The following is a 24,089-nucleotide window of genomic DNA, read 5'->3' as shown; positions in this document are numbered from 1 at the left end:
CGCTCCTCTGCCCCTCAGTACGGGATGAGCGAGAAGCCGCCGGGCACGAGGAACCCGAGCACGAGGAAGAGCGCCCCGGCGATCGCCGCACACGCCAGCGCGTAGGGGACTTGGGTTTTGACGTGGACCATGTGGTCGGAGCCACTGGTCGAGGAGGAGAGCACTGTCGTATCGGAGATCGGCGAGCAGTGGTCGCCGAAGATCCCACCCGAGAGCACCGCGCCGAGCACGAGCGGGAGGTTCGCGCCGGTCGTGAACGCCACCGGGATCGCGATCGGGAACATGATCCCGTAGGTCGCCCACGAGCTGCCGTCGGAAAAGGAGATGAAGCCCGTCGCGACGAAGACGAGCATCGGGATCAGGCCGACCGGAACCCCCCGAAACCAGTCGGTGACGAAGCTCGACACGCCGAGGGTCGAGACGGTGTTCTGGATCGTGATCGCGAGCGTGAGGATCGCGGCCGCGAGGAAGATCCCCTTGAAGCCGTTGAGCATCGCGTCGGTGGCGTCGGCGTTCGAGGGGATGTCGCCGCGGACCCGAAAGAGCACGAACCCCACGATCAACCCCGCGAGCGCGGCGAGGCCGAGCCGGATCCCGCCGATGTCGAACGACCACGGCCCGCCGGCGGGGAGGACCAACCGGGAGCCGAGCAGCGAGAACGCGGTCGTGGTCTGGGGCGAGTTCACGACGGGCGAGGCGCGCCAGAACATCGCCAGCAATCCCACGGCGACGATGGTCACGATCGGGACCGCGAAGTTGCGCCAGTCGGGGGTCGCGCCGTCGTACATCTCGTAGTTCGCCATCTCATCCGAGACCAGCGGGTTGTCGTCGGGTCCGACGACGCCCTCCCCGTTGCGAGCACGCGTCTCCTCACGACCCATCCCGAGGACGTTCGGGACGACCTGCCAGGCGACGAGCGCGGCGATGACTAGGGCGGTCCACGAGTAGAAGGCGAACCCGAGGCTGTTGAAGTAGAGCGGCCAGACCGCCGACGTGGCGGCTTCGAGGCCGTCGCCGGTCTGAGTGACGTAGTTCGACATCCCCGAGGGGAGGACGTTCTGCTCGGCGGCGGCGGTGATCCCCGCGCCGATGAAGCCCACGAGCGCGACCCCCCAGGTCGAGTAGAAGGCGAGGCGGGCCGCCGGGCTGCCCGCGCTGTCGACGTAGTAGGCCAGCTTCGCCCGCGAGACGTCGTACTCGTCGGTCAGCGGGCGCATCATCGACCCCACCACCAAACAGTTGAAGTAGTCGTCGATGTGGATGACGATCCCTGCGAGGAACGAGGCCTTCTCCGCGTCGGCGGGCGAGTCGACTCGGCTGGCGAGCGCCTCCAGCACGCCCCGGATCGCGCCCGAGCGGATCATCAGCCCCATCAGCCCGCCGATGGCGAACAGCGCGACCAGGACGTTCTTGACGTACCACGGGTTGGCGAACAGCGGCGACGTGGCGATCAGGTCGGGGATCGTCGTCAGTCCGAGGACACCTCCCAGAACGATCCCCGAGAGCCCGCCGGCTAGACCGTCGGGGATCCCGACCGCCGCGGGCCGGAAGACGCCGTAGACCACGGCCCCGCCGGCGATCCCGACGAACAGCCCGACCAGCGCGTCACGGGTGTACCACGCGAGCGAGATGGCGAGCAGCGCGGGCAGCAGCGACCAGGGACCGGCGGCGATGCTTTCGAGCGGCATAGCCGCTACGACCGGGGGGAGGCGTAAAAAACTGTAGCGGCGTTCCGCGTCTTCGGGTGGTGATTCAGAGAACGGCCCCGGCGGCGTAGGCGACCGAGGAGCCGACCATCAGCACGACGAGGGTCAACGCGATCCACTGTTGTCGGTCCATTGGATGGGGGTTACGGGCCGGGGGATTAGTCGGTTTCGGCGGTCGCCGGCAGGACGTGGAGCCCCGCGCGGCTCTTCAGTACCGGGACGGTGTCGGCCGCGGGGTCGAGGTAGTCCGGTCGCGGGACCGTCTTCGCGGCGTAGGTCTCGGGATCGAGCACCTGGACCGCGTTGTCGTCCTCCACGGTCACGAGCGTGGTCTCGGCCGCGTCCATCGCCCGGCCCAGCCGGCGCGCGTCGGGCGCGATACCGTCCTCGAAGTCGGCCTCGTAGTGCTCGCCGGTCGTGACTCGCGTCCCCTTGAGGTTGCCGTGGGCGCTCTCCACGAGGACAGGACCGTCGTCGTCGACGTCGATGACGTCGCCGGGCGTGAACTCCGGCAGGCGGACAGCGTAGGTGACCCGATACACTTCGTCGCCGTCCTCGTCCTCGGTGACGAGGGTCGCAGATTCGTCGACCGTGCCCCCGAATCGTCGGACCACTCGGTCGGCGACCGCCCGACCGATCTGGGTTGTCGAGACCCGCGCGTCGAGCCCGTCACCCGTCTCCTTGATCTCGGTCACGAACGCGTTGCGGTCGCCGGCGGCCTCGCGCTCGCCGACGTACTCGTTGACGATCTCCCGCGCACCCGTGAGTTCGGCGTCGGTCGGGGTGCGCCCCGCGCCTCGAACCTGGATCGTGCTGGCGTAGTAATCGCCCGCGATCCGACCACAGCGGGTGCAGGTGCCCCGCGATATCAGGACCGGCACCGTGACCTCGCGTTCGACCGGTTGGTCGCGGACGACCGCCGAGAGGGTGCAGTGCATCCGGACCGTGTTCTGGTCGACCTGCTCGGGGACGACTCCCCACGAGAACTCCTCGGCGTCGACGTGGACTTCGAGGGCCTCGGTGACCTCGTCGACGGCGACGTCGGTGTAGTCGCGCGCGCCGACATCGATCCAGCGCTTGCCGCGTTTGACCGCGCCGCAGGTCGCACACACCGCGACCTCGATCCGGTCGGGGGCGTCGACCAGCGAGAACTCGTCGAAGTAACAGTCGAGGCAGAGGGGCGTGCGCCCGTTGGCCTCCCCCGGCGACTCGACGGGGTCGCCACATCTGGGGCAGAAGACGCGTGATTCGCTCATGGCTCCCCTGGGAGGCGGCGGCGGTTAAGCCGTCTGACTCACCCCACAACGGTCGGTCGCCGGGGTTGTCGTTCTTTTGGTTCCGGGGGACGAGACGCCGGAGCGATGGAGATTTACGATTTGAGCCCCAAGAAATACGTATATGAAATGGAAGGCGGACCGGGGTCTCCAGGCCCGAATGGGGCTGACGATGATCCTGTTGCTCGTGTTGTACGTCGTCTTCGCCGGGATCCTCTTCGCGGTGTTCCAGAGCATGGCCCTCATGGTCGTCGTGATGGCGCTGTTCATGGGCGGGCAGCTGTTCTTCAGCGACAAACTCGCGCTCAGGAGCATGGGTGCCCACGAGGTCAGCGAGGAGGAGTACCCCCAGCTCCACGCCACGGTGGGCCGACTCGCCCAGCAGGCCGACCTCCCGAAACCCACCATCGCGGTCGCGAACTCCAGAGTCCCGAACGCGTTCGCCACAGGGAGGTCGCCATCGAGCGCGACGGTGTGTGCCACCACCGGGATCATGAACACCCTCGATCAAGAGGAGTTAGAGGGTGTGCTGGCCCACGAGCTCTCGCACGTCAAGAACCGTGACGTGATGGTGATGACTATCGCGACGTTCCTCTCGACGCTCGCGTTCATGATCGTGCGCTGGGGCTGGCTGTTCGGCGGCGGCAACCGCGACCAGGGCGGTGCGCCGATCATCGTCGCGGTGTTGGTCTCGCTCGTGGTCGGCGTGGTGTCGTTCCTGCTCATCCGCGTGCTCTCGCGTTACCGCGAGTACGCCGCCGACAGGGGTGGCGCGATGATCACCGGTCGGCCGTCGGCGCTGGCCTCGGCGCTGATGAAGATCGACAACGGGATGGCCCGCGTACCGGACGACGACCTGCGGACGCAGGCCGACATGAACGCGTTCTTCATCATCCCGATCAAGAGCGGCGCGATCGGCAAGCTGCTCTCGACGCACCCCTCAACCGAGAACCGGATCGAGCGCCTCCGCGAGATGGAGAAGGAACTCGAAACCGCCTGAACTCCCGTCTCCACCCGAACCACTCGTTGCTTGTGCCTTCGTTGTACGTTTTTCCGCGCAGATTCTGGTCTAGCTGAGAGGCCACACCTCGTCTCGGTGTTTCCCGCCGCCACGCTGTACCGCACTGATCCCGACCCAACCGAACAGTCATTCCTTATCTACCGTACTGATCCCGATCCAACTGAGAGACTGCACAGCACCGCCCCGCGACCGCCACGAGCCTCCCCAACCGATTCGTTCGCTCCACTCGCGTTCGCTCGTTTCGCTCGCTCATCCCTCGCGCAGTGTTCGCGGTCGCGCGCTCACGTCCGTTCGCGCACGACCGCGAGCGCGCGCCACCTGGTCTGATTCGGTTTGCGACACGGCACTCGCGATGTGGGTCGCGTCGTATCGCTTCGGGTTTTTATTCCCGGCGCGACAAACCGGGCTATGGGACTGCTCGACGGACTTCGGTCGGCGCTCGGGATGGGCGCGGAGGCGAGTGCGACGCGCGACGCCGACCCCGACGACCTCTTCGGGATGAGCACGGCCTACCTCACGATGGAGGCCGACCTGGGATTCGAGCCCGCGAACGCGGCGGCGCTCTGTTTTTCGGGCGTCGACAGCACCGACTTCGCCGACGCGGTCGAGGAAGTCAAAGCCATCCTCGACGCGGGCGAGGTCGAAACCGGCACGAAGGCCCGCTTCGTCGACGATTCGCACGGCTACCAGTGGGTCGTCCTCTCCGACTCGGACTTCGAGGACCTCGTCACGAGCGTTCACTTCGCCGCCGACACGCTGATCGAACGCGGCTACGGCTCCCGCCTCCTCGCCGCGCTGTTCGGCTTCGAGAAGAACGGGCCCGTGTACTGGGTCTACTCCTTCCGCCGCGGTGCGTACTACCCGTTCGCCCCGCGCTCGGGCAACGAGCGCGATTCGACGGTCGAGTTCAAACTCGAATCCGTTCTCGACGGCGAACTCACGGTCGAACCGGAGAAGGACTACTGGTACCCGCTCTGGCCCGACGCCGGCGCTCATCCCTGGGAGTAATCGCCTGCAAGACGTGCCTTTCACCGGGCCGTTTCCACTTTCACTGGCCTGTTAACGAGGCTTTATGACCGAAGCCGCCCAACCCGAGTGTATGGCAGCAACAGCGGATCTCGAAAGCCTCCCCGGTGTGGGTCCCGCGACCGCCGACAAACTCGTCGAGTCGGGGTTCGACTCCTATCAGGGTATCGCGGTCGCGAGCCCCGGCGAGCTCTCGAACACCGCCGACATCGGCGAGAGCACGGCGGCGGACATCATCAACGCCGCTCGTGACGCCGCCGACATCGGTGGGTTCGAGACCGGCGCGAACGTCCTCGAACGCCGCGAACAGATCGGCAAGCTCTCCTGGCAGATCGACGAGGTCGACGAGCTTCTGGGCGGGGGCGTCGAGACCCAGTCGATCACCGAGGTCTACGGCGAGTTCGGCGCGGGGAAGTCCCAGGTCACCCACCAGCTCTCGGTCAACGTCCAGCTCCCGAGCGAGTACGGTGGCCTCGAAGGCAGCGCGATCTTCATCGATTCGGAGGACACCTTCCGGCCCGAACGGATCGCCCAGATGGTGCGCGGCCTGCCCGACGAAGCCATCGCCGGCGCGATGGAGGCCCGCGAGATCGAGGGCGGCCCCAACAGCGAAGAGGCGATGGAGCAGCTCATCGACTCGATCCTCGACAACATCCACGTTGCAAAGGCGTTCAACTCCAATCATCAGATTCTCCTCGCCCAGAAGGCCCAGGAGATCGCGAGCGAGCACGAGGACACCGACTGGCCCGTCCGCCTCGTCTGCATCGATTCGCTGACCGCACACTTCCGTGCCGAGTACGTCGGTCGGGGCGAGCTCGCCCAGCGCCAGCAGAAGCTCAACAAACACCTCCACGACATCGACAAGGTTGGCAACCTCTACAACGCCGCGACGGTGGTGACGAACCAGGTCTCCTCGAACCCCGACTCCTACTTCGGCGACCCGACCCAGCCGATCGGCGGGAACATCCTCGGCCACAAGTCCACCTTCCGGATGTACCTCCGGAAATCGAAGGGCACGAAACGGATCGTCCGTCTGGTCGATGCGCCGAACCTCGCCGACGGCGAAGCCGTGATGCGCGTCGAGGAGGAGGGGCTGAAGCCCGAATAGCACTTTTTTACTTCGGGGCATCGCGCTCGCTGCGCTCGCGCTCAACCCCTCGCAAAAACCTGCACTAAAAACTCCCGCTCGCGCCTTCGGCGCTCACGGTGAACCCCGCTCACACCGTTCGCGCGGACGCTACCGCTCTCCGCTACCGCCTCCGCTGAAGCCCTCCGCGCGCTCGCTCCGCTCGCGGTGTTCGCTTCGCTCACACCAAGCGCTCCGCCCTTCATCCGTCAGGAGAGCACAGCTCTCCTGAGCCTCGGCTCGCTAACGCTCGCCGAGACGCCAGGAACCGCAGCCACACCGCCACCGCATCGCCGACCACAACCGCACGGCGGCCGCACCGCGCCGCCCGTACCGTGACCGCCGCGCGGCGGACCACGCGGCTTTTTGCGGGGCGGCCGTAACTCGCGACGATGAAGGTCGGGATCGTCGCCCGGCGGGGAAACGACCGGGCGGCCGCACTCGCCGACGACGCCCGCGACCGACTCCACGAGTCGGGTATCGAAGTTCTGGTCGACGAAGCCACCGCCGACGCGCTCGATATCGCGGGCCACGCCGTCACCCGGATGAACGACGCAGACCTCGTGGTCTCGATCGGCGGCGACGGCACCTTCCTCTTCGCCGCCCGCGGCGCGGGCACCACCCCCGTGATGGGCGTCAACCTCGGCGAAGTCGGCTTCCTCAACGTCACCGCACCCGAGAACGCGCTCGCCGAGATCGACCGCGCGATCGAGCAGGTCCGCACGACCGGCGACCCGGACGTCCGGACGGTCCCACGGCTCCGGGCCGCAGGTGAGAACGTCTCGCTCCCGCCCGCGCTCAACGAGGTCGTCGTGGCCACCGGACGCGGCCCGGGCCGGGGCGGGGAGTTCGCGGTCGACGTCGACGGCGACCCCTTCTTCGAGAGCCACGCCGACGGCGTGCTGGTCGCCACCCCCGCCGGGAGCACCGCCTACAGCCTGAGCGAGGGCGGGCCGCTGGTCCATCCGGACGTCCCCGGCCTGATCGTCACCGACATGTGCGCCACCGACCCACGACCGCCGGCGGTGGTCGACGCCGGCAGCGAGGTCACCGTTCGCGTCACCGACGCGCCCGACGCCGTCGTGGTCGGTGACGGCCGCACACGAAAACCGATCGAGCCGCCCGCCGAACTCACCATCCGTGTGGCCGACGAACCGATGCGGATCGCCGGTCCCCCGCTGGACTTCTTCGGCGCGCTCGACAAGCTCGACTGATACGGCGGAAACGCTGGCGGCTTCCACAACACGTAACCCGCGCCGAACCGTTGTCTTAAAGGATGAGCCAGCAGCTGCCGGACGTACAGGCAACCCAACCCGACGTCAGCGTGGGCCTCAACCACGTCGGCGTCACTGGCGTCGAGAAGCTCGTCAAACTCGGCCGAAAGGACGACCGTCCGATCGTCCTGATGGCGGAGTTCGAAGTGTTCGTCGACCTCCCCTCGTGGCGCAAGGGCGCGGATATGAGCCGCAACATGGAGGTCATCGACGAGACCCTCGAAGCCGCGGTGGCCGAACCCGCCTACCGTGTTGAGGACGTCTGCGGCGACGCCGCCGAACGTCTCCTCGAAAAACACGAGTACACCTCCGAGGCCACCGTGAAGATGGAGGCCGAGTACGTCACCCGCGAGCGAACGCCCGCGAGCGACAAGCGGACTCAGTCCACCGCGACCATCATCGCCAGCGCGTGCGCCACCGAGGAGGGCACCACCGAGGAGATCGGGGCCCGCGTCACGGGCATGACGGTCTGTCCGTGTTCACAGGGGATGTCGAACGCCCGCGCCCGCGAGACCCTCTCCGACCTGGGCGTCGACGACGAAACCGTCACGGAGTTCATCGACCGCGTGCCACAGGCGGGCCACTCCCAACGTGGCCACGCCACCCTCAGGATCAAAAGCGACAGCGCACCCGAGGTCGACCTCCACGACGTCATCGAGGTCGCGCGCGACTCGATGAGCGCCCACATCTACAACCTCGCCAAACGGCCCGACGAGGACCACATGACCGAGACCTCCCACGCCAACGCGAAGTTCGTCGAGGACTGCGTGCGCGATATGGCCGACGGGGTCGTGAGCGAGTTCCCCGACCTCGCCGACGACGCGGTGGTGACGATGAAGCAGTCGAACGACGAGTCGATCCACCAGCACAACGCCCACGCCGAGCGCGTCGCCGAGGTCGGTCAGCTCCGGACGGAACTGAACGACGCGAACGTACCTGACGACGACTGACGCCTGCTCTTTCTCAGACGAGCACGACCGCGACCACCGTCGTGAGCACCGAGACCGGGAGTCCGATGGCGACCAGCCGTAGTACCGAGAGGCGCTGGTCCGACCGACGCGCGCGTTCGAGCACGATGAGGGTCGCGGCGCTCGCCACCGGCGTCGCGTTGCCCGCGAGCGTGCTCACCGCCGCGAGCCGGAGCCACTCCGTTTCGCCGGCGGTGACCGGTGCGAGCAACAGCACGGCGGGCACGTTGCTCACGACCGCCGAGAGCCCGAACGTCGCGGCCGTCCGACCGACGACGCCCGCACCCTCGACGGTGTTCAGGAGCGCCACGAACACGCTATCGCCGCGGATCGCCCCCGTCAAGACGAACAGCCCGACGAACAGCACTAAAACACCCCAGTCGAGTCGTTCGAGGATTTCGTCCGCGGGAACCCGCCGCCCGACCTGAACGGCCCCGAGGTGCGCCAGCGCCGTTCCGGCGGCGAGCGCACCCGCGTCGACCTCGGGCAACGCGACGAGTAGGAACAACGTGCCAACGAGGAAGCCGCCGCCGAGCGCCGCCCACCCCCGGTCGAACGACGGCTCCGGGACGGGAGGCAACCGACGGCGGTCGGTGAACGGGAGAGGGAGGACAAGGGCGAGCCCGAGGCAGACGACCGCCACCGGCGCGAGCCGACGGACGAACTCGCCGGCGGAGACGGCGCTCTGTGCAAGGATGTAGGCGTTCTGGGGGTTGCCGAGCGGCGTGGCGAGGCTCCCGACGTTCGCGCCGACCACGAGCCCGATGCCCGGGAGGGTCGGGTCGGCGTCGGCGGTCGCGGCGGCGTCGAGCACTACCGGAGCCAACAGGATGACGGTCGCGTCGTTGAGCGCGACCGCGCTCAGACCCGCCGCGAGACACGTCGCACCCAGGGTGAGCCGGCGGGTAGTCCTCGCGCGGTTCGCGAGCGCCGCCCCGGCCCAGCTGTAGACCCCGGAGGTCGAGAGCGCCTCGACGTGGACCAACATCCCGAAGACTAGCAAGAGGGTCGTCGGGTCGACGCTCGCGAACGCGGCCTCGGGGGAGAGCCCACCGAGCGCGACGACGGCGACCGCACCGAGGCCCGCCGTCAGCGCGCGTGAGAGCGGGATCCCTCGAACCCGTGGGACCGCGAGCGCAAGGAAGGTCGCGACGACGACCGCCGCGACGAGCAGGTCGGGGGTGGTCGCACGGAGCACGTCACCGATGGCCCGCCGGGTACCATCCGTGTTTCCCTCGCTATTCGAGGTCGAGCGGTTCGGCCCGCTCCCACCGGGGTTCGAACTCCGCCATGACCTGGGTCGCGAACCCCTGGTCCGCGAGGTCGATCATCGCGAACACCTTCGTGCGGTCGAGCGGGTGGCCGACCTCGATGCAGGTCTCGGCCCCGTCGACCACGGTGAAGGTGTGCTCGACGGCGTCACTGGTTCGGGTCCTGAACCGCTCGCTCGGCGAGAGCACGTAGGCGTAGCGCTCGCCGACGGTCTCGGGCAGCGCGTCGACGAGTTCGGGTCGCATCAACAGCGAGACCTCGACCCCGCGGTCGAGGGCGGCGTCGAGCGCCTCGGCGACCCTGTCCCCCACCGTGTCGACGTCGAACTGGGCCGAGAGCATCGAGGCCACCATCACCACGCTCTCGTCGGCCGATGCGATCCGCTCGACCAGGAGGTCGACGGTGTCCTCGGGCCCCACAGCCGCGGTCCAGAACCGCTCGTCCGTGGACTCGGCCGCGTCGAGGGTCTGGCTGAGCTCGTCGACCACCGCCTCGTACTGGTCGGCCTTGGCTTCGAGCTCCTGGTGGCGGTCGTCGAGCAGCCGGTCGAGCGCGGTCTCGGGTTCGACCGCGACGTACTTCTTGGGTCGGCTCGCGTTCTGCGAGCGCGCGAGCCGGTGGGTCTCGATGTTCGCCAGCACGTCGTAGATCCGTCCCATCGGCACCTCGCTCTCGCGTGAGAGCTCCTTCGCGGTCGTGGGGCCGGTGTCGAGCAGCGTCCGATAGACCCGCGCCTCGTACTCCGAGAGCCCGAGATCCCTGAGGCTCGCCATTGATGGGGTCTTCCGTTCCCCGAACAAAAAACCCATCGTCAGTTTATCCCCTCGGTCCTCGACCGTGGCACGGCCGAGCCTGACGCATGAACAAAGGTTTTGCGTCCGGGGTGAGTACCCGAGGTATGCTGCTCCGGATACTCGGCTTACTTCTCCTGATCCCCCTGTTCGACATGGTGGTGCTCGTCGCGGTGGCGACGCTGACGCCGCTCGGCTGGGTCGGTACCGTGGCGCTCGTGGTCCTCACCGCGCTCGTGGGCGGGCTGTTGGTCCGGGCCGAGGGCCGTCACACCATCCGGAAGATCCAGCGCGACGTCGCGCGCGGCGGGCTCCCGGCCGACGAACTCCTCGACGGCGGGCTCCTGATCGCCGCCGGCGTCTCGCTGCTCACCCCGGGGCTCGTGACCGACCTGCTGGGGGTCCTGCTGGTGGTCCCGGTGACGCGGTGGCCGGTCCGGGGCGCGCTCAAGCGCTGGCTCATCGTGCCGTACCTCGACCGGAAGACGGGCGGGATCGCGAGCGGCGTGGTCTACGGCGGCGGCTTCCCCGGCGGGACCGAGACCGGCGACACCTACGACGTGGACCCCGAGGAGTACGATGTCAACGAGGGCTCCGGCTGACCGGTCCCGACACCGAAAAGAAACGCTTACAAACGGCAGGCAGCAATCGTCGTTCCCGGGCCAATAGCTCAGTTAGGTTGAGCGCTCGGCTGATAACCGGGAGGTCCGCGGTTCAAATCCGCGTTGGCCCACTCGTTCTCCACACGGATAGTGGCCGTTGGCGCATCCCCTCAGTTCCCGTCTCCTCGTGGTTCTCACCGGCCGTTACGAGGACGGAGTAGTGCTCCGGTCCCTCGATACCTTGCTGGTGCTTGCTCAACACCGTTCCCTCCGGCCGGCCATCGATCGGTCGCAATGGCACGAGACTTCACCGACGACGACCGCGGAAGCGGTGTGTTCGACCACGCTGGCAACCGGGTCGGGACCGTCAACGACGTTCGGGACGGGAACGCACGCGTCGATACGAGCGATAGCGACTCCGGCGTTCTCGACAGTATCAAGGACGCGCTCGGGTGGAACGACGGCGACGACACCCACGAGCTTCGCGGCGACGACGTGGACTCCTACGACGACGACGGTATCCACCTCCGTCGCCTCTAAGGCACCTTCCCAACCCACGCCGATTTCTTTCAGCGGACAACCACTCACGACCACCCACGTGTACGTCTCGGGTCGCTTACCGCCTACACCGCCCGCGGGGCTTCCCTACAGTTCGAGAACGGAGGCAGCCGGGGCTCGGTGGGCCCGCGAACAACCCTCGTTCAGGCGCGGCAGTCCTCACAGAGGTCGTCCTCGACGTTCAGGGACGACTTCCCACACAACTTGCAGTATTCGACGACGCCTCGTGACGAACCGCCGCTTACTTTCGACATGGTCGTTCCATCGTGTCCTCACCATGAACCAACTCTGCGGGCAGTATCAAGCTGGTTATAACGGGGTCATAAAACCTCGTTGCAGTTCGCACCCTGACCGGGCTCTCACGGAGAGGGGAAGTGAGGTCGGCGACGGATTCGGACTGGATCAGTGGCAGCTCACTTCCCCTGGTGACGTTCATGGTCGTACACAATAAACGCCCCGAAGGGCCGCGGGCAGTCCAGTCCCCGACGAGGCGGTCGGCAGGTGGAAATCCTCGCAGGAGACGGGTTTTCACCGTGCGCTGTCGGTGTCGTAAGTCCACCCCTATACGCCCGGTCCGTCACCGCCCCGTAGCTTGCTGGTGCGGGGACAACACAGTTGCCCCTCCGGGGATTCGACCGGATGATGGCACGAGAGTTCACCGACGACGACCGAGGCAGCACCGTCCTCGACCACGAAGGGACCGAACTCGGGAGCGTGACCGACGTTCGGGACGGGCGGGCCCACGTCAAAACCGACGACACCGCGTCGGAGTCGGGGGTCCTCGACGAGATCAAGTCCGCGCTTGGATGGGACGACGGCGACGACACCCACGAACTCCGTGGTGACGACGTCGAGACGATCAACGACACCGAAGTCCGTCTGAAACGGATGTAGACGACGGCGGCTCCGCTCGACCCGCTGTCTCGGAGAATTCATCCGACGGTCGAACGGATCGCCGTCGGCTCCGTGTTTCGAGTCCGAAGGAAGACAGCAGGGGGGTTTCGTTACAGGTGATGCCACGCAACGGGTCTCCCCCTCGCTGTCTCGGAGCGCCCCGCGCTCCAGCATATACTTTGCGCCTCGTGAGCATAAGCTTTGTGCGGGGCCATCGCACGATTTCGCGGTCGTTCGTCCGTCGGGGGACCGAATTCCCGCCGTCCGACGACCACGGTTCGACCGGACCCGCGACCGGCTGGGACCACGTGTGACACCGGGCGGACCGTGACGAACCGAACGATTGAGGGCCGTTCGGCCCCGTCTCCGAACCATGAACGCCGCTCGACGGCCACGGGCTCGGGTGACCCCGTCGTGACGATCGACGAACGGGTACTGTTCGGCATCGTCCTCGCCGCCGGCGTCGTGATCCCCGGTGCCGCGGACTACGCCCTCTCGATGGCGGGCTACGACACCGTGGGGATGGTGGTCTGGGTCGTCGGCTACTTCGGGATGGTGCTCGCGGTCTGGTATCGGTGGATCCGACCGCTGGATCTCACCGGACCGGTCGAGGAGTGACCCGTCGCGCGGGTCGTAAGTTTGAAGCCGACTACTCACGATCGATTGACGAGGATGTTCACGCCACCGCTCCAGGCGCTCGATAACTTCCTGCTCCAGTACAACCTCGGGCAGCTCCTGGTCTTCGTCTTCGCCATCGCGTTCCTCGTCGGCCTCACCCAACGTTCGGGCAAACTGCTCGCGATCCAGACCGTGACCTTCGGCCTCCTGTTCGCGCTGGTACCGAGCATCGACGGCCCGGGCTACTTCCTCTACATCGGGCTCGGGCTGCTCGTGGTCGCCCCGGTCATGTTCGCGCTCGCGAAACGATAGCGCCTTCCGAACCTCCCAGCCGACCTACCCGCCGTCGAGGACCCGTTCGAGCGCCGCCTCGACACCGTCGAGCACGTCCTCGGGGGCGGCGCTGGCGTCGACCCGGACGAACCGCTCGGGTTCGTACCCGATGAGCCGTTCGTAGTTCGCGTGGACCCCGGCGAGGTAGCCCGCCTGCTCGAACTTGTTGGTCGCGCCGCTCCGGGCCGCCCCGGTCTCGGGGTCGACGTCGAGGTAGACCGTCAGGTCCGGTGGGCGGGTCCAGGGCTGGTGGATCCCCCGGATATACTCCATCGGTCGTTTGACGACGCCGTCGAGCGCCGCGCCTTGGTAGGCGTAGCGCGAGTCCGAGTACCGGTCCGATATCACCAGTTCCCCGGCATCGAGCGCGGGCCGCACGGTTCGGGCGAGGTGGGCGGCGTGGTCGGCGGTGTAGAGGAACAGTTCGGCGAGCGGGTCGGCGTCGTCGTCGGCGAGCGAGCGCGCCACGGCGTCCCCGTACCACGAGTCGGTGGTCGGCTCGCGGGTGAACACCGCGTCGGGGTAGCGCTCGTGGAGCGCCTCCCAGACGGTGGTCTTGCCGCTGCCGTCGATGCCTTCGAGCGTGACCAGCATACACCGACTCTCTCCACGGGCGTCTTCAATCATCTGAACTCGCCGCGGTCTTCCGCGTCTTCCCCTCGACGACGACCTCCTGGAGGACGAACCCGACCACGACCCCGCCGACGACGAGTCCGGCGGTCAGCGGGCGCTCGACGCCGAGTCCGGCCGCCATCGAACCGAGAAAGCAGAGCGCGACCGCCGGGAGGGCGAGCCCGCCGGGGGCCTCGAACGTCGGCGTCACGTCGGGGCGGTACCGTCGGAGCCCGACGAGCGCGACCACGTTGACGACGTAGGGAACGACCGTGCCGACCAGGGCCGCGAGCACGATCTGGCCGTAGAAGCCACGGACGAACACGAGCCCGAGCGCCGCCGCCGCGACGACCGCTACGCCGACCACCGGCGTCCCCGTCCGGTCATCGACCCGAGCGAAGACGGCTGGAAGCAACCCCCGCCGTCCCATCGCGAGCAGCACCCGCGCGGTCCCCGTGATTCCGACGAGCATCGTGGTGAAGACCGCGACGAGCGCCGCGAGCGGTACGAGGTACTCCCCGACGACGCCGAGCCCCACCGCGCCCGCGAGCACGCTCAGCGGCGCAAAAAACACGGGTGCGTTCGGCATGATGGTGGTCGTGGGGATCACCGCGACGAAGACGACCATCACGGCGGTGTAGAGCAGCGTGACGACCACCAGCGACCCGAGGATCGCCCGCGGGAGCGTCCACGCGGGTCGTTTCACCTCCTCGGCGCTCGCGGGGATCACCGTCCACGCGCCGTAGGCCGACAGCGCCACCCCCATCGAGCCGAGGAAGCCGAGCGCGTCGCCGGTCAGGAAGGGGGTGAACCCACCGCCGTCGCCCGCAAACACGGTCCCGAGTCCGGCCCCGACCACCAGTACCAACACCGCGAGGATGAACGCCGTCAGCACCAGCGTCGCTCGTTTCGTGAGGTCGATCCCGAGCGCGGTGACGACGAAACTCGCCACCACCGCGACCGCCGCGAGCGCGACGGGGTGGCTCGCGACCCCGCCGAGCCCCGGGACCTGCCCGAGGTAGGTCGCGATGAACCACGCCGAGACCGAGACCCCAAACACCCAGCCGATCGCATAGCAGACCCCCTCCAGAAACGCGAAGAACCGCCGGACCACCGGTCGCCTGCCGACCGTCTCGGCGGGGAACACCGCGGGGCCGCCCTGCTCGGGGAACGCCGTCGAGAGTTCGGTGTAACACAGCGCGACCGCTGTCATCCCGACCCCGGCGAGGAGCCACGCGAGCACCGCCGCCGGTCCGGTCCGCCCCGCGGTCACCGCGGGGTAGTAGAACACCGCGGGGCCGATCATCCCGCCGACGCTCATCACCAGCAGATCGCGGAGCCCGACCGTCCGCGCGAACCCGCCCGCCCCGTCGTCCGCTCGTCCTGCCATCGTTCGATCGCGTGTGACGACGACCTATCAGTGTGACGAATTCAAGATGCGTAACGAAAACGTGATGAAAAACGAACGGCGGAATCGGACGGTGGTCGAGCGATATCGGGCAGCGATCGGGCGGGCCGACCCCATCGACGGTAGGTTTAGGGGCGGTCCCCGAGTAGTCGGCCCATGGACGTACTCGTGACCGGCGGCGGCGGTTTCATCGGGCGATATCTCTGCGACGAGCTGGTCGAACGCGGCCACGAGGTGACGGCGCTCTCGCGCGACCCCGACCCGTCGATCTTCGACGCGGACGTCGACACCGCGGTCGGCGACGTGACGGCCTACGACTCGATCGAGGGGGCGTTCGAGGGTCGTGACGTGGTCGTGAACCTCGTCGCGCTCTCGCCGCTGTTCCAGCCGCCGGGGGACAAGAGCCACGAGGGGGTCCACCTCCGGGGAACCGAGAACGCGGTCCGGGCGGCCGAAGCCCACGACGTCCCCCGCTTCGTCCAGCAGAGCGCGCTGGGTGCCGATCCGAACGGGGCGACGGCGTACATCCGGGCGAAGGGGCGTGCGGAGGACGTCGTCCACGAGTCGACCCTCGACTGGACGATATTCCGCCCGTCGGTGGTGTTCGGCGACGGCGGCGAGTTCGTCTCCTTCACGAAGAAGGTCACACCGCCCTACCTCGCACCGCTGCCCCGCGGCGGGCGCACCCGCTTCCAGCCCATCTGGGTCGGCGACCTCGTGCCGATGCTCGCCGACGCCGTCGAGGACGACTCCCACGTCGGCGAGACCTACGAGATCGGCGGGCCCGCCGCGCTGACGCTGGCCGACGTCGCCAAACTCGCCTACCGGGCCGAGGGCAAACCCGTCTCGGTCGTCCCCGTGCCGATGGGGCTCACGAAGGTCGGAATGGCCGCCATCGGGCCGGTCCCGTTCGTCCCGTTCGGCCCCGACCAGGCCCGGTCGCTGGAGATGGACAACGTCGTCACCCACAACGACATCGACGCGTTCGGCCGCAGCGAGTCGGACCTCACCACGCTCGCGTCGTACCTCGGCGTGCGGTGACCGACCGGCCATAACCGGGCTTCCCGCCCGGTGTCAGCCTTTCGTCTGACGTGCGTCAGACCCCGTTTCCGGGCCCGAGAAGCCGTCTGGCGCAAGAGTTATTGTTCCGAGTGGGATTAATTGAGTATCGAGCGGTGGGAACGCAACCGACCGCTCCGATGGTCGTCTTGGCGTTGCCGTCGCCGTCACCATTCCATGACCCGACCGACACGCGCGTTCCTTCTCGTGGCTGCCCTCGTCGCGGTCGCCGCGCTCGCCACGCCGGGGGCGGCGGTCTCGGCCACCGCGAACCAGTCCCCGAACGCAACCCAGGTCGGCGAGAACGTCACGGCGTCCTACGTCCTCACGGACCTCTACACCGACGCGCCGACCGAGTGGCGGCTCAACGCCACGACGGGGCTCGACAACGCGACCTGGACCGTCACGGCCGCCGGGCTCGATCACCGCGTGCTCGCCACCCGGCAGGGCCGCGGTCCGTCGGTCACCGTTCCCGTTCGCGCCGCCCGGAACGTGAGCGAGATCACCGTCTCGGTCACGGGCACCGCCCCGTCGGTCGCGAACTTCACCTACCCCGACCGTGAGCGCTATCGACTGGTTTCGTTCGCTCGCGAGGGCGGGAACTCGTCGGGGACGGTCGACGACTGGCGCGCGGCCCACTACACCCGGTCGAGCCAGTCGGCGCGGACGACGCTCAACGCCACCCGGGCCGCCATCCGCGACAACGGCAGCGACGCGGAGCTCGAGGAGCAGTTCGGCTTCGCGGTGACCGCCTACCGCGCCGGCGAGTTCGACCTCGCGACGTCGATCGCGGCCGACGCCCGCCAAGATGCCGGTCGGGAGACTTATCCCATCGGCATGATCTCGGGGCTGTTCCTCGGCGGCGTCGTGGTCGTGCTCGGCGGGGCCGGCGTACGGACCTACCGCAAGCGCTCGGCGGAGGACTCGTGGCGCGACCGCTGAGGATTTGAGGGCCGGTGTGTTTCGGGCGGTATGCGCGTCGTGGTCCCGTTCGCCGCCGACCAGCCGAAGACCCGACTCGGGGACGTCCTCACCCCCGACGAACGCCGCGACTTCGCCCGCGCGATGCTCCACGACGTCCTCGACGCGCTCCGGGCGACGAGTCACGACCCCACCGTTCTCGCCACCGCGCCGCTCGACGCCGACGTGCCGACCACCGTCGACGACCGCCCACTGAGCGCGGCGGTCGATGCGGTCCTCGACGACGGCCCCGCGGCGGTGGTGATGGCCGACCTCCCGCTCGCCACGCCCGCCGCGCTCTCGACCCTGTTCGACGCCTCGGGCGACGTCGTGCTCGCCCCGGGCCGGGGCGGCGGGACCAACGCGCTCGTCGCCCGCCACCCCGAGTTTCGAACCGACTTCCACGGGACGTCGTACCTCGACCACCGACGTGCGGCGCGGCGGGTCGGTGCGCGCGTCGGGACCGTGGACTCGTTCCGGCTCGCGACCGACATCGACGAACCCGCGGACCTCGCCGAGGTGTTGATCCACGCGACCGGCGCGGCGCGTGACTGGCTCGTCGACGCCGACATCGACCTCGCGACGAACTCGACCGGCCGTGTCACGGTTCGTCGCGTCTGAACCCGGTGAGATTTGGGACAACCGTTTTTCCGTTCGGTGGCCAACCCGTGAGTGCGCGAACGCCATGGTTCGCGCCGACGACGCCCACCTGACGTCGCACCCGGTGTCGTCGCCCTCCACTCGACACCGGGGTCGCGTCGAAGACAGTGCTTTTGCGTATCCGACCGGAAGCCGACTCCATGTCCGGGACCCTCGCCAGCGAGTTCGGGTTCTCGGCGCACGAGCGCGACCGGCTTTTGACGACTGGTCCCGCCGACGTCGACCCCGCACCGGCGCTCACCTTCGCGCGCAACGTCTTCGTCCCGCTCACCACCGCGTGTCGCTACACCTGTACCTACTGCACCTACTTCGATCCCCCTGGGGAGGCCACCCTCATGTCTCGGGAAGCGGTCCGCGACGTGCTCGAAACGGGTGTCGACGCGGGCTGTACCGAGGCGCTGTTCACCTTCGGCGACACCCCCGACGACCGCTATACCGAGATCCACGACCAGCTCGACGACTGGGGCCATGACTCGATCCACGACTACCTCCACGAGATGTGCGAGCTCGCGCTCGACGTGGGCATCCTCCCGCACAGCAACCCCGGCGACCTCACGCGCGAGCAGATGGCCCCGCTCGCCGAGGTCAACGCCTCGATGGGCGTGATGCTCGAAACCACCGCCGACGTCGACGCTCATGCCGGCCCCCGGCGAAAGACCCCCGAGCAGCGACTGAACACCATTCGGGCGGCGGGGGAAGTGGGCATCCCGTTCACGACCGGGATCCTCGTGGGGATCGGCGAGGACTGGTCGGACCGAGCCGACTCGCTGCTCGCGATCCGTGGCCTCCACGAGGAGTACGGTCACATTCAGGAGGTCATCGTGCAACCCGTCGCGGAGAACGAGCGCTGGCGCGGGTCGACGCCCGACGTCGAGGACCTCCGGCGCGCGGTGGCGATGGCGCGCGCCGCACTTCCCGCGGAGATCTCGGTCCAGGTCCCGCCGAACCTCGCGCCCGTTCGAGAGGTGCTCGACTGCGGTGTCGACGATCTCGGTGGGGTCTCCCCGATCACCGCCGATCACATCAACCCCGACTACGCCTGGCCCGCGCTCCGGGAGTTGGAGGAGATAGCCGAGTTCGGCGGCGTCCCGTTGCGAGAGCGCTTGCCGACCCACGCACACTACGTCGAGGACGGCTGGCTCTCACCGGTCATCCAGCGCGCGATCGAGGCCGACGACGCCGCCGGTGAACGCTATCGCGCGGTGCTCGACGGCTGACGTAGGCGGTTGTACTCGTCGGCGATCCCCGACCTTCAGAAGAACAGTCGTCGGCGTAGTCCAGCGTCGCGATTTCGAACGAGCCTCAGTCGTCGGCGGTCGCGGGCGTCGTTCCCGCATCGAACAGCGGCGTGCCGTCGCTCTGCGGCCCGAGTCGCGGGCCGAAAGTCTTCTCACTCGGGTCGATATCGCGGATCTGTCGGTAGTCCGTCGAGCGCTCGGCGGGCGTCCGGCCGATGGCGGAGATCATCTCGACGTACTCGGCGAAGCTCCGGTACTCGCCGAACTCGCCGCCCGCGCGTTTGGTGATCTCTTCGGAGAGAATGGTCCCCATGAAGTCGTTGGCTCCACACGAAAGCATCTTCAATCCCTGTTGGTCGCCGTACTTCACCCAGCTCGACTGGATGTTCTCGATGTTGTCGAGGAACAATCTGGAAACGGCGATCAGGAGTTCGTCCTCGTCCTCGGTGGCTCCCGACTCGACGATGCCGCGGTCGTGGAGCGGCGTGTTCGGGTAGACGAACGAGAGCGGTACGAACTCCGTGATGGCTCCCGTTCTGTCCTGGAGGTCGCGCACCTTTTCGAGGTGGAGAACTCGGTGGGCTTCGTTCTCGACGTGGCCGTACATGATGGTCGCGGTCATGTCGAGACCGACGGTGGCGGCGGCCTCCATCGCGTCGAGCCAGCCCTGGGTGTCGATCTTCCCGGGGCAGATCACGTCTCGAACCTCGTCGACGAGGATCTCGGCGGCGGTGCCGGGGGCCGAGGAGAGCCCTGCGTTCTTCAGCCGGCGGTAGACCTCCTCGTAGCTCCAGTCGGTGCCGCGCTTGGCGTGGTAGGCCTCCTCGGGCGTCATCGAGTGGAGGTGGATCCCGTCCGTGCTCATCGCGCGCATCTGTTCGAGGTAGGTGCCCGGATCCGTGTCGTACTCGGCGGGCGGACGGTAGTTCACCGTTCGCGCGGCGTTTGCGTGCCCGGCGAGGATCTCGTGGTGTTCGTCGTCGAGGGCGAAGGCGGGGTGGAGCCCCGAGACGGAGGTGACCTCGTAGATGCCGCGTTCGGCGGCGGCACGAACGATCTCGCGCGACTCGGTTGGTGTCTTCGTGAAGCCCGCGTGCTCGACGGTCGAGTCGGTGCGGAACGCGTGCGAGCTGTCCTTGAAGTTGCAGAACAGACAACCTGTATTGCACGCGGTGGTGACGTTGTTGTTGAGGTTGGCGACGAACGTCACCCGGTCGCCGACCACCTCCTCGCGACGGCGGTCGGCGGCTTCGAGCACCGCCTCCTTTCGTTCGGGGTCGATTCCATCACTGTCCGTGCCGGTGGTGATGAGTTCGATGCCGTCGTCGACGGAGAGACGGTCGCCGTCGCGGGCGTTTCGGAGGGCGTTCTCGAAGGACTGGTCGGTTTCGGGGACGTGTTCGAAGTCGAACTCCCCGCGTGATACGTCGGCCATGTCTAAGCCGTGTCGGCGACGCGTTAAAACCCAGCGGTGGGGTGGCGTGCGTGGTTCGCGCGGCGGTCAGGCCGACTGTCCCGAACTCGAGTCCGTGTGTCTCGTGAGCTCCTCGTCGAGCTCGCGGAAACAGGAATCACAGACCATCCGCACCGACTCCTTCTCGCCGCCCGTCGGGGTCTCGTCGACCAGCACCGTCCGGCAGTGGGGGTACTCGCTCGGCGAGAGATCGCGCCCGCAGAGCGCGCAGTCGGTGCCGACGGTCTGCCCGCCGTCGGTCTCGGCCGGGACGTCCGGGTTCTGGGTCACGACTCCGCCTCCCCGTGCCGGCCGCGGAGCTCGTCCCAGCAGCCGCGGCATAGCCGGTAGCCGCTCGCCTCGGTCGTGGCTTGTGAGTCGCGTTCGAGCCGGATCCGCCAGTGGGACTCGCCGCGCTCCCCACACTTCGCACAGGTGGTCTCGGGCATAGTACTGGAGTGTGAACAGCTACCACCTTCGTGAGCCAGCGGTGATATATGTTTGCTCGGATGGCAACCGATTAGTTCGCCCCCGGCGACCCCCGACCATGACCAGCGTCAAGGAGTTCCGGGTGGCCGAGCCGGCCACCGACACGGCCCTCGGCCGGGGACGGTTCGTCTTCACCGACGCCTACTCGGTATTCGACTGGGGGCGGATGCCCGATGCGATCCCCGAGAAGGGCGCGAGCCTCTGTACGATGGGCGCGCACAACTTCGCGCTCCTCGAAAGCGAGGGCGTCCCGACCCACTACCGGGGCGTCGTCGAGGACGGTGAAGTCGTCGCGCTCGACGACTGCCACGACGCGCCGCGAGAGATGGCGATCGACCTCGCGACGGTGCCCGACCTTCCGGTCGAAGACGGAACCTACGATTACGACGCCTTCCACGCCGCCGCAGGCGAGAATTACCTGATCCCCTTGGAGATCGTCTTTCGGAACGCCGTCCCGGTCGGGTCGAGCCTCCGCAGCCGGCGCGACCCCGAGGACGTGGGCCTCGACACCCACGAGTGGCCCGACGAACCCGTCTCGCTCCCCGAGCCGGTGGTGGAGTTCTCGACCAAGTTCGAGGAGACCGACCGATATCTCACGCGCGAGGAGGCCCAGCGGGTCGCGGGGCGGGCGGCTCTCGACGACTGCGCGGCGATCGCCCGTGAGGTCAATCGGGTCGTCACCGAGCGGGCGGAGTCGGCCGGGTTCACCCACGAGGACGGCAAGATCGAGTGTCTCTACGCCGACGGCGAGGTCCGGGTCGCCGACGTGGCCGGGACCTTCGACGAGAACCGGTTCGCCTACGACGGCCAGCAGGTCTCGAAGGAGGTCGTCCGGCAGTACCACAAACACGCCCAGCCCGAGTGGGTGGCGGCGGTCGACGCCGCCAAACGCGAGGCCGACGAGACCGGGGAGACCGACTGGCGCGGGCGCTGCGAGCGCGACCCCGAACCGCTCGACCCGGCCGTGGTCACGACCGTGAGCGAGCTCTACACCGCGGGCGCGAACGCCTACGTTGGGCGTGACTTCTTCGACGCGCCGGACCTCGACGACGCGGTCGCGGCGGCGCGCGAGCTGAACGAGTAGTTAGGGGTCGGCGAACGGATGAGTCAGCATAGATGGGTTGGTGAGGACCGATCGGGGCAACTCATCGAAACGGACAAGGAAACGACCGACAGGACCTGACCAACGGGAGGAACTGAGTAGGACAGGCCACTACTCCCGGCCGCCTACTCCTTTTCGGCCTCCACACCGAAATCAGCCGGCGTGGCCGCCCTGACGGCCGGGAGACGTCGAAGCCGCGGGCGTAGGACGATGTAGACGGCTATGAAGCCGAAACCGCTCGCGGCCAGCGCCATCGTCATCGTCGTTCCCAACCCCTCGGCGACTGCACCACCAACAAGCGAGCCCAACGGGAGTGTCGCCCCGGACGCGGTTCCTTTCGTCGCGGCGACCCGACCCAGCAGGTCAGCCGGAAACACTCGCTGGTTCAACGTCGAACTGAGAACGCCCGATATCCCGCTGGGTATCCACGCGAGGCCGAACAGGACGACTGTGAGTGCTGGCGACGACACGAGAACTGCCGCGAGCCAGCAGCAGGCAGCGATTCCTTGACTGAGAAGCATCCTACCGTAGGGGACGCTCTCAAACCACGGCCCGACGAGTGAGCCGATGAGTCGGCCGATCCCGAGTGCCCCCAGTAGCAGGCCATAGATGGCAGGACCACCGAGGCCGTCGCCGAACGCCGGCAGTATCGCCAGCGTGACCCCGGTCGTGAAGTTCGCCACTGCAGTCGTGAGTGTCAGTTCGACGAACACTGTTCCCCGAAGCACCGCGACGCCGTCCTGAAGGTCGGAGACGTACGAGCGCAGCACCGAACGAACGGTCGGGGCAGCCGTTGTGCGTCTCGGTGCCGTGCGCTCGGCAGTCCCTGCAGCAGTGCCGAGCCTGATGCTAGCGAACAGCAGTGCTGCGGCGGCGAACGTGGCCGTATCGGCGAGAAAGAGGGCCGTCGCGCCAAACACGGCGACGAAGCCGCCGCCGAGCGCGTCGAACACCATGTCCAGCCCGAGTGTCACGGTCGAGAGCGCCGAGTTCGCTCCGGGAAGACGCTCGTCGTCCACGATACGGGGCAACAGTGCGGTCTCCATCGGTGCCATCAGTAGCGACGCGAGCATCAACACCGGCGCGACGACGAACAGGAGACCGACGTCCAGGTGGCCCGTCGCCGCTGCCAGCGGAAGGATCGACACGACGATACCCTGAATCACCTGCGAGCCGACGAGGACGTGTTTGAGTGGCAAGCGATCGACGAGCGGCCCGGCGAACACCTGCAACAGCCACGGCAAGAGCAGTATCGCATTCAGCGCGCCGGTGACCAGCGTCGAGTCGGTCAACTCGAAGGCGAGCCAGAGCATCGCCACCGTGTAGAGGCTATCTCCAGCGTTCGTGACGAACTGCCCGGCGATGAATCGCCGGAAGTCGGCGTTACGCCACAGCATTCGGTCGAGAGCGCTCATCGGCGCTCACCGCCGAGGGACGCCGTCGCGACTCCGCGCAGAGCGTGCGAGCGGTTCCCTCGCCACCGTTTCGGCCATCGGTGCGGGTGGCTCGGTCGTGATTCGTGTATCAGTACGTGGTCGTACGAGCGCCGGGATCGAACCGGCAGCTCGATGGATATCGGCATGTGCGTGCGGTGGTCGAGAGGAAGTGCGGCTACCAGGGAGGTAACGAAACGAACCCGAGTGCT

At 67.9% G+C, this 24,089-nt stretch carries 25 protein-coding genes and 1 tRNA gene; 16 read left to right on the top strand and 10 right to left on the bottom strand.

Going from position 1 to position 24,089, the window contains the following annotated elements; translation table 11 throughout:
* Nucleotides 1–14 precede the first annotated feature (14 nt).
* Nucleotides 15–1,688: a Na+/H+ antiporter NhaC family protein gene (locus GT355_RS13065; RefSeq protein WP_160135032.1), complete on the bottom strand. Its 1,674-nt coding sequence runs from the start codon at nt 1,686–1,688 to the stop codon at nt 15–17.
* Nucleotides 1,689–1,864: 176 nt separating this feature from the next.
* Nucleotides 1,865–2,962 (bottom strand): 60S ribosomal export protein NMD3, encoded by a 1,098-nt coding sequence (locus GT355_RS13060; RefSeq protein ID WP_160135031.1) that lies wholly within the window; start codon nt 2,960–2,962, stop codon nt 1,865–1,867.
* Nucleotides 2,963–3,104: 142 nt separating this feature from the next.
* Here GT355_RS13060 and htpX point away from each other — a divergent pair, with 142 nt between their 5' ends.
* The 5 genes from htpX to mptA all read left to right on the top strand — a co-directional run bounded on the left by htpX (nt 3,105) and on the right by mptA (nt 8,377).
* Nucleotides 3,105–3,980, top strand: coding sequence for a zinc metalloprotease HtpX (htpX, locus tag GT355_RS13055; RefSeq protein ID WP_160135030.1), 876 nt, complete (start codon nt 3,105–3,107; stop codon nt 3,978–3,980).
* A 429-nt stretch (nt 3,981–4,409) separates the two neighbouring features.
* The gene (gene pspAB, locus GT355_RS13050; RefSeq protein ID WP_160135029.1) at nt 4,410–5,009 is read left to right on the top strand and encodes a PspA-associated protein PspAB; all 600 of its coding nucleotides are present in this window, start codon (nt 4,410–4,412) and stop codon (nt 5,007–5,009) included.
* Between the two features lie 91 nt (nt 5,010–5,100).
* The gene (gene radA, locus GT355_RS13045) at nt 5,101–6,135 is read left to right on the top strand and encodes a DNA repair and recombination protein RadA (RefSeq protein ID WP_160135028.1); all 1,035 of its coding nucleotides are present in this window, start codon (nt 5,101–5,103) and stop codon (nt 6,133–6,135) included.
* A gap of 410 nt (nt 6,136–6,545) precedes the next feature.
* The gene (locus tag GT355_RS13040) at nt 6,546–7,367 is read left to right on the top strand and encodes an NAD(+)/NADH kinase (RefSeq protein WP_160135027.1); all 822 of its coding nucleotides are present in this window, start codon (nt 6,546–6,548) and stop codon (nt 7,365–7,367) included.
* A 62-nt stretch (nt 7,368–7,429) separates the two neighbouring features.
* Nucleotides 7,430–8,377 carry a GTP cyclohydrolase MptA gene (gene mptA / locus GT355_RS13035; RefSeq protein WP_160135026.1) on the top strand — a complete coding sequence of 316 codons (948 nt, stop codon included), beginning with the start codon at nt 7,430–7,432 and terminating at the stop codon, nt 8,375–8,377.
* Between the two features lie 13 nt (nt 8,378–8,390).
* Here the strand turns inward: mptA and GT355_RS13030 are convergent, their stop codons facing one another.
* Complete coding sequence (locus GT355_RS13030; RefSeq protein WP_160135025.1) at nt 8,391–9,593, bottom strand: SLC13 family permease; 1,203 nt, start codon at nt 9,591–9,593, stop codon at nt 8,391–8,393.
* A 40-nt stretch (nt 9,594–9,633) separates the two neighbouring features.
* On the bottom strand, nt 9,634–10,440 hold the full coding sequence (locus GT355_RS13025; RefSeq protein WP_160135024.1) for a TrmB family transcriptional regulator: 807 nt from the start codon (nt 10,438–10,440) through the stop codon (nt 9,634–9,636).
* Between the two features lie 125 nt (nt 10,441–10,565).
* On the opposite strand from GT355_RS13025, the gene GT355_RS13020 reads away from it, so the two are divergent.
* From GT355_RS13020 to GT355_RS12995, 6 genes are all read left to right on the top strand, one after another.
* Entirely contained in the window at nt 10,566–11,060 is a 495-nt protein-coding gene (locus GT355_RS13020; protein WP_160135023.1) for an FxsA family protein, read from the top strand.
* A gap of 57 nt (nt 11,061–11,117) precedes the next feature.
* Nucleotides 11,118–11,191, top strand: a tRNA-Ile gene (locus tag GT355_RS13015).
* A gap of 163 nt (nt 11,192–11,354) precedes the next feature.
* Entirely contained in the window at nt 11,355–11,600 is a 246-nt protein-coding gene (locus GT355_RS13010) for a hypothetical protein (RefSeq protein ID WP_160135022.1), read from the top strand.
* A gap of 660 nt (nt 11,601–12,260) precedes the next feature.
* The gene (locus GT355_RS13005) at nt 12,261–12,512 is read left to right on the top strand and encodes a hypothetical protein (RefSeq protein ID WP_160135021.1); all 252 of its coding nucleotides are present in this window, start codon (nt 12,261–12,263) and stop codon (nt 12,510–12,512) included.
* A 414-nt stretch (nt 12,513–12,926) separates the two neighbouring features.
* Nucleotides 12,927–13,130 carry a DUF7996 family protein gene (locus GT355_RS13000; RefSeq protein WP_160135020.1) on the top strand — a complete coding sequence of 68 codons (204 nt, stop codon included), beginning with the start codon at nt 12,927–12,929 and terminating at the stop codon, nt 13,128–13,130.
* Nucleotides 13,131–13,184: 54 nt separating this feature from the next.
* Entirely contained in the window at nt 13,185–13,442 is a 258-nt protein-coding gene (locus tag GT355_RS12995; RefSeq protein WP_160135019.1) for a DUF8006 family protein, read from the top strand.
* 24 nt (nt 13,443–13,466) lie between these two features.
* Here GT355_RS12995 and tmk read toward each other — a convergent pair whose 3' ends face one another.
* Together tmk and GT355_RS12985 are read right to left on the bottom strand one after the other, a co-directional pair.
* Nucleotides 13,467–14,057 (bottom strand): dTMP kinase, encoded by a 591-nt coding sequence (tmk, locus tag GT355_RS12990; protein WP_160135018.1) that lies wholly within the window; start codon nt 14,055–14,057, stop codon nt 13,467–13,469.
* A gap of 25 nt (nt 14,058–14,082) precedes the next feature.
* On the bottom strand, nt 14,083–15,465 hold the full coding sequence (locus GT355_RS12985) for an APC family permease (RefSeq protein WP_160135017.1): 1,383 nt from the start codon (nt 15,463–15,465) through the stop codon (nt 14,083–14,085).
* Nucleotides 15,466–15,639: 174 nt separating this feature from the next.
* Here GT355_RS12985 and GT355_RS12980 point away from each other — a divergent pair, with 174 nt between their 5' ends.
* From GT355_RS12980 to cofG, 4 genes are all read left to right on the top strand, one after another.
* Nucleotides 15,640–16,524 carry a complex I NDUFA9 subunit family protein gene (locus GT355_RS12980; RefSeq protein WP_160135016.1) on the top strand — a complete coding sequence of 295 codons (885 nt, stop codon included), beginning with the start codon at nt 15,640–15,642 and terminating at the stop codon, nt 16,522–16,524.
* Between the two features lie 195 nt (nt 16,525–16,719).
* On the top strand, nt 16,720–17,484 hold the full coding sequence (locus tag GT355_RS12975; protein ID WP_160135015.1) for a hypothetical protein: 765 nt from the start codon (nt 16,720–16,722) through the stop codon (nt 17,482–17,484).
* 30 nt (nt 17,485–17,514) lie between these two features.
* Nucleotides 17,515–18,123, top strand: a complete 609-nt coding sequence (gene cofC, locus GT355_RS12970) for a 2-phospho-L-lactate guanylyltransferase (protein ID WP_160135014.1) — start codon at nt 17,515–17,517, stop codon at nt 18,121–18,123.
* A 179-nt stretch (nt 18,124–18,302) separates the two neighbouring features.
* Nucleotides 18,303–19,379 (top strand): 7,8-didemethyl-8-hydroxy-5-deazariboflavin synthase subunit CofG, encoded by a 1,077-nt coding sequence (gene cofG / locus GT355_RS12965; RefSeq protein WP_160135013.1) that lies wholly within the window; start codon nt 18,303–18,305, stop codon nt 19,377–19,379.
* Between the two features lie 85 nt (nt 19,380–19,464).
* On the opposite strand, the gene cofH is transcribed toward cofG, so the two are convergent.
* The 3 genes from cofH to GT355_RS12950 all read right to left on the bottom strand — a co-directional run bounded on the left by cofH (nt 19,465) and on the right by GT355_RS12950 (nt 21,302).
* Nucleotides 19,465–20,835, bottom strand: coding sequence for a 7,8-didemethyl-8-hydroxy-5-deazariboflavin synthase subunit CofH (gene cofH / locus GT355_RS12960; protein WP_160135012.1), 1,371 nt, complete (start codon nt 20,833–20,835; stop codon nt 19,465–19,467).
* 66 nt (nt 20,836–20,901) lie between these two features.
* Nucleotides 20,902–21,144 carry a hypothetical protein gene (locus tag GT355_RS12955; RefSeq protein ID WP_160135011.1) on the bottom strand — a complete coding sequence of 81 codons (243 nt, stop codon included), beginning with the start codon at nt 21,142–21,144 and terminating at the stop codon, nt 20,902–20,904.
* Nucleotides 21,141–21,302 carry a hypothetical protein gene (locus tag GT355_RS12950; protein WP_160135010.1) on the bottom strand — a complete coding sequence of 54 codons (162 nt, stop codon included), beginning with the start codon at nt 21,300–21,302 and terminating at the stop codon, nt 21,141–21,143. The genes GT355_RS12955 and GT355_RS12950 overlap by 4 nt, the downstream gene beginning before the upstream one ends.
* Nucleotides 21,303–21,400: 98 nt before the next feature.
* On the opposite strand from GT355_RS12950, the gene GT355_RS12945 reads away from it, so the two are divergent.
* Entirely contained in the window at nt 21,401–22,426 is a 1,026-nt protein-coding gene (locus GT355_RS12945; protein WP_160135009.1) for a phosphoribosylaminoimidazolesuccinocarboxamide synthase, read from the top strand.
* A 143-nt stretch (nt 22,427–22,569) separates the two neighbouring features.
* On the opposite strand, the gene GT355_RS12940 is transcribed toward GT355_RS12945, so the two are convergent.
* Nucleotides 22,570–23,859, bottom strand: coding sequence for an MFS transporter (locus tag GT355_RS12940; RefSeq protein ID WP_160135008.1), 1,290 nt, complete (start codon nt 23,857–23,859; stop codon nt 22,570–22,572).
* Nucleotides 23,860–24,089 lie beyond the last annotated feature (230 nt).

Origin of the sequence: Halococcus salsus (assembly GCF_009900715.1) — an archaeon.
In the GTDB taxonomy this organism is placed as follows: domain Archaea; phylum Halobacteriota; class Halobacteria; order Halobacteriales; family Halococcaceae; genus Halococcus; species Halococcus salsus.
This window is presented reverse-complemented; position numbering and strand designations above follow the sequence as displayed.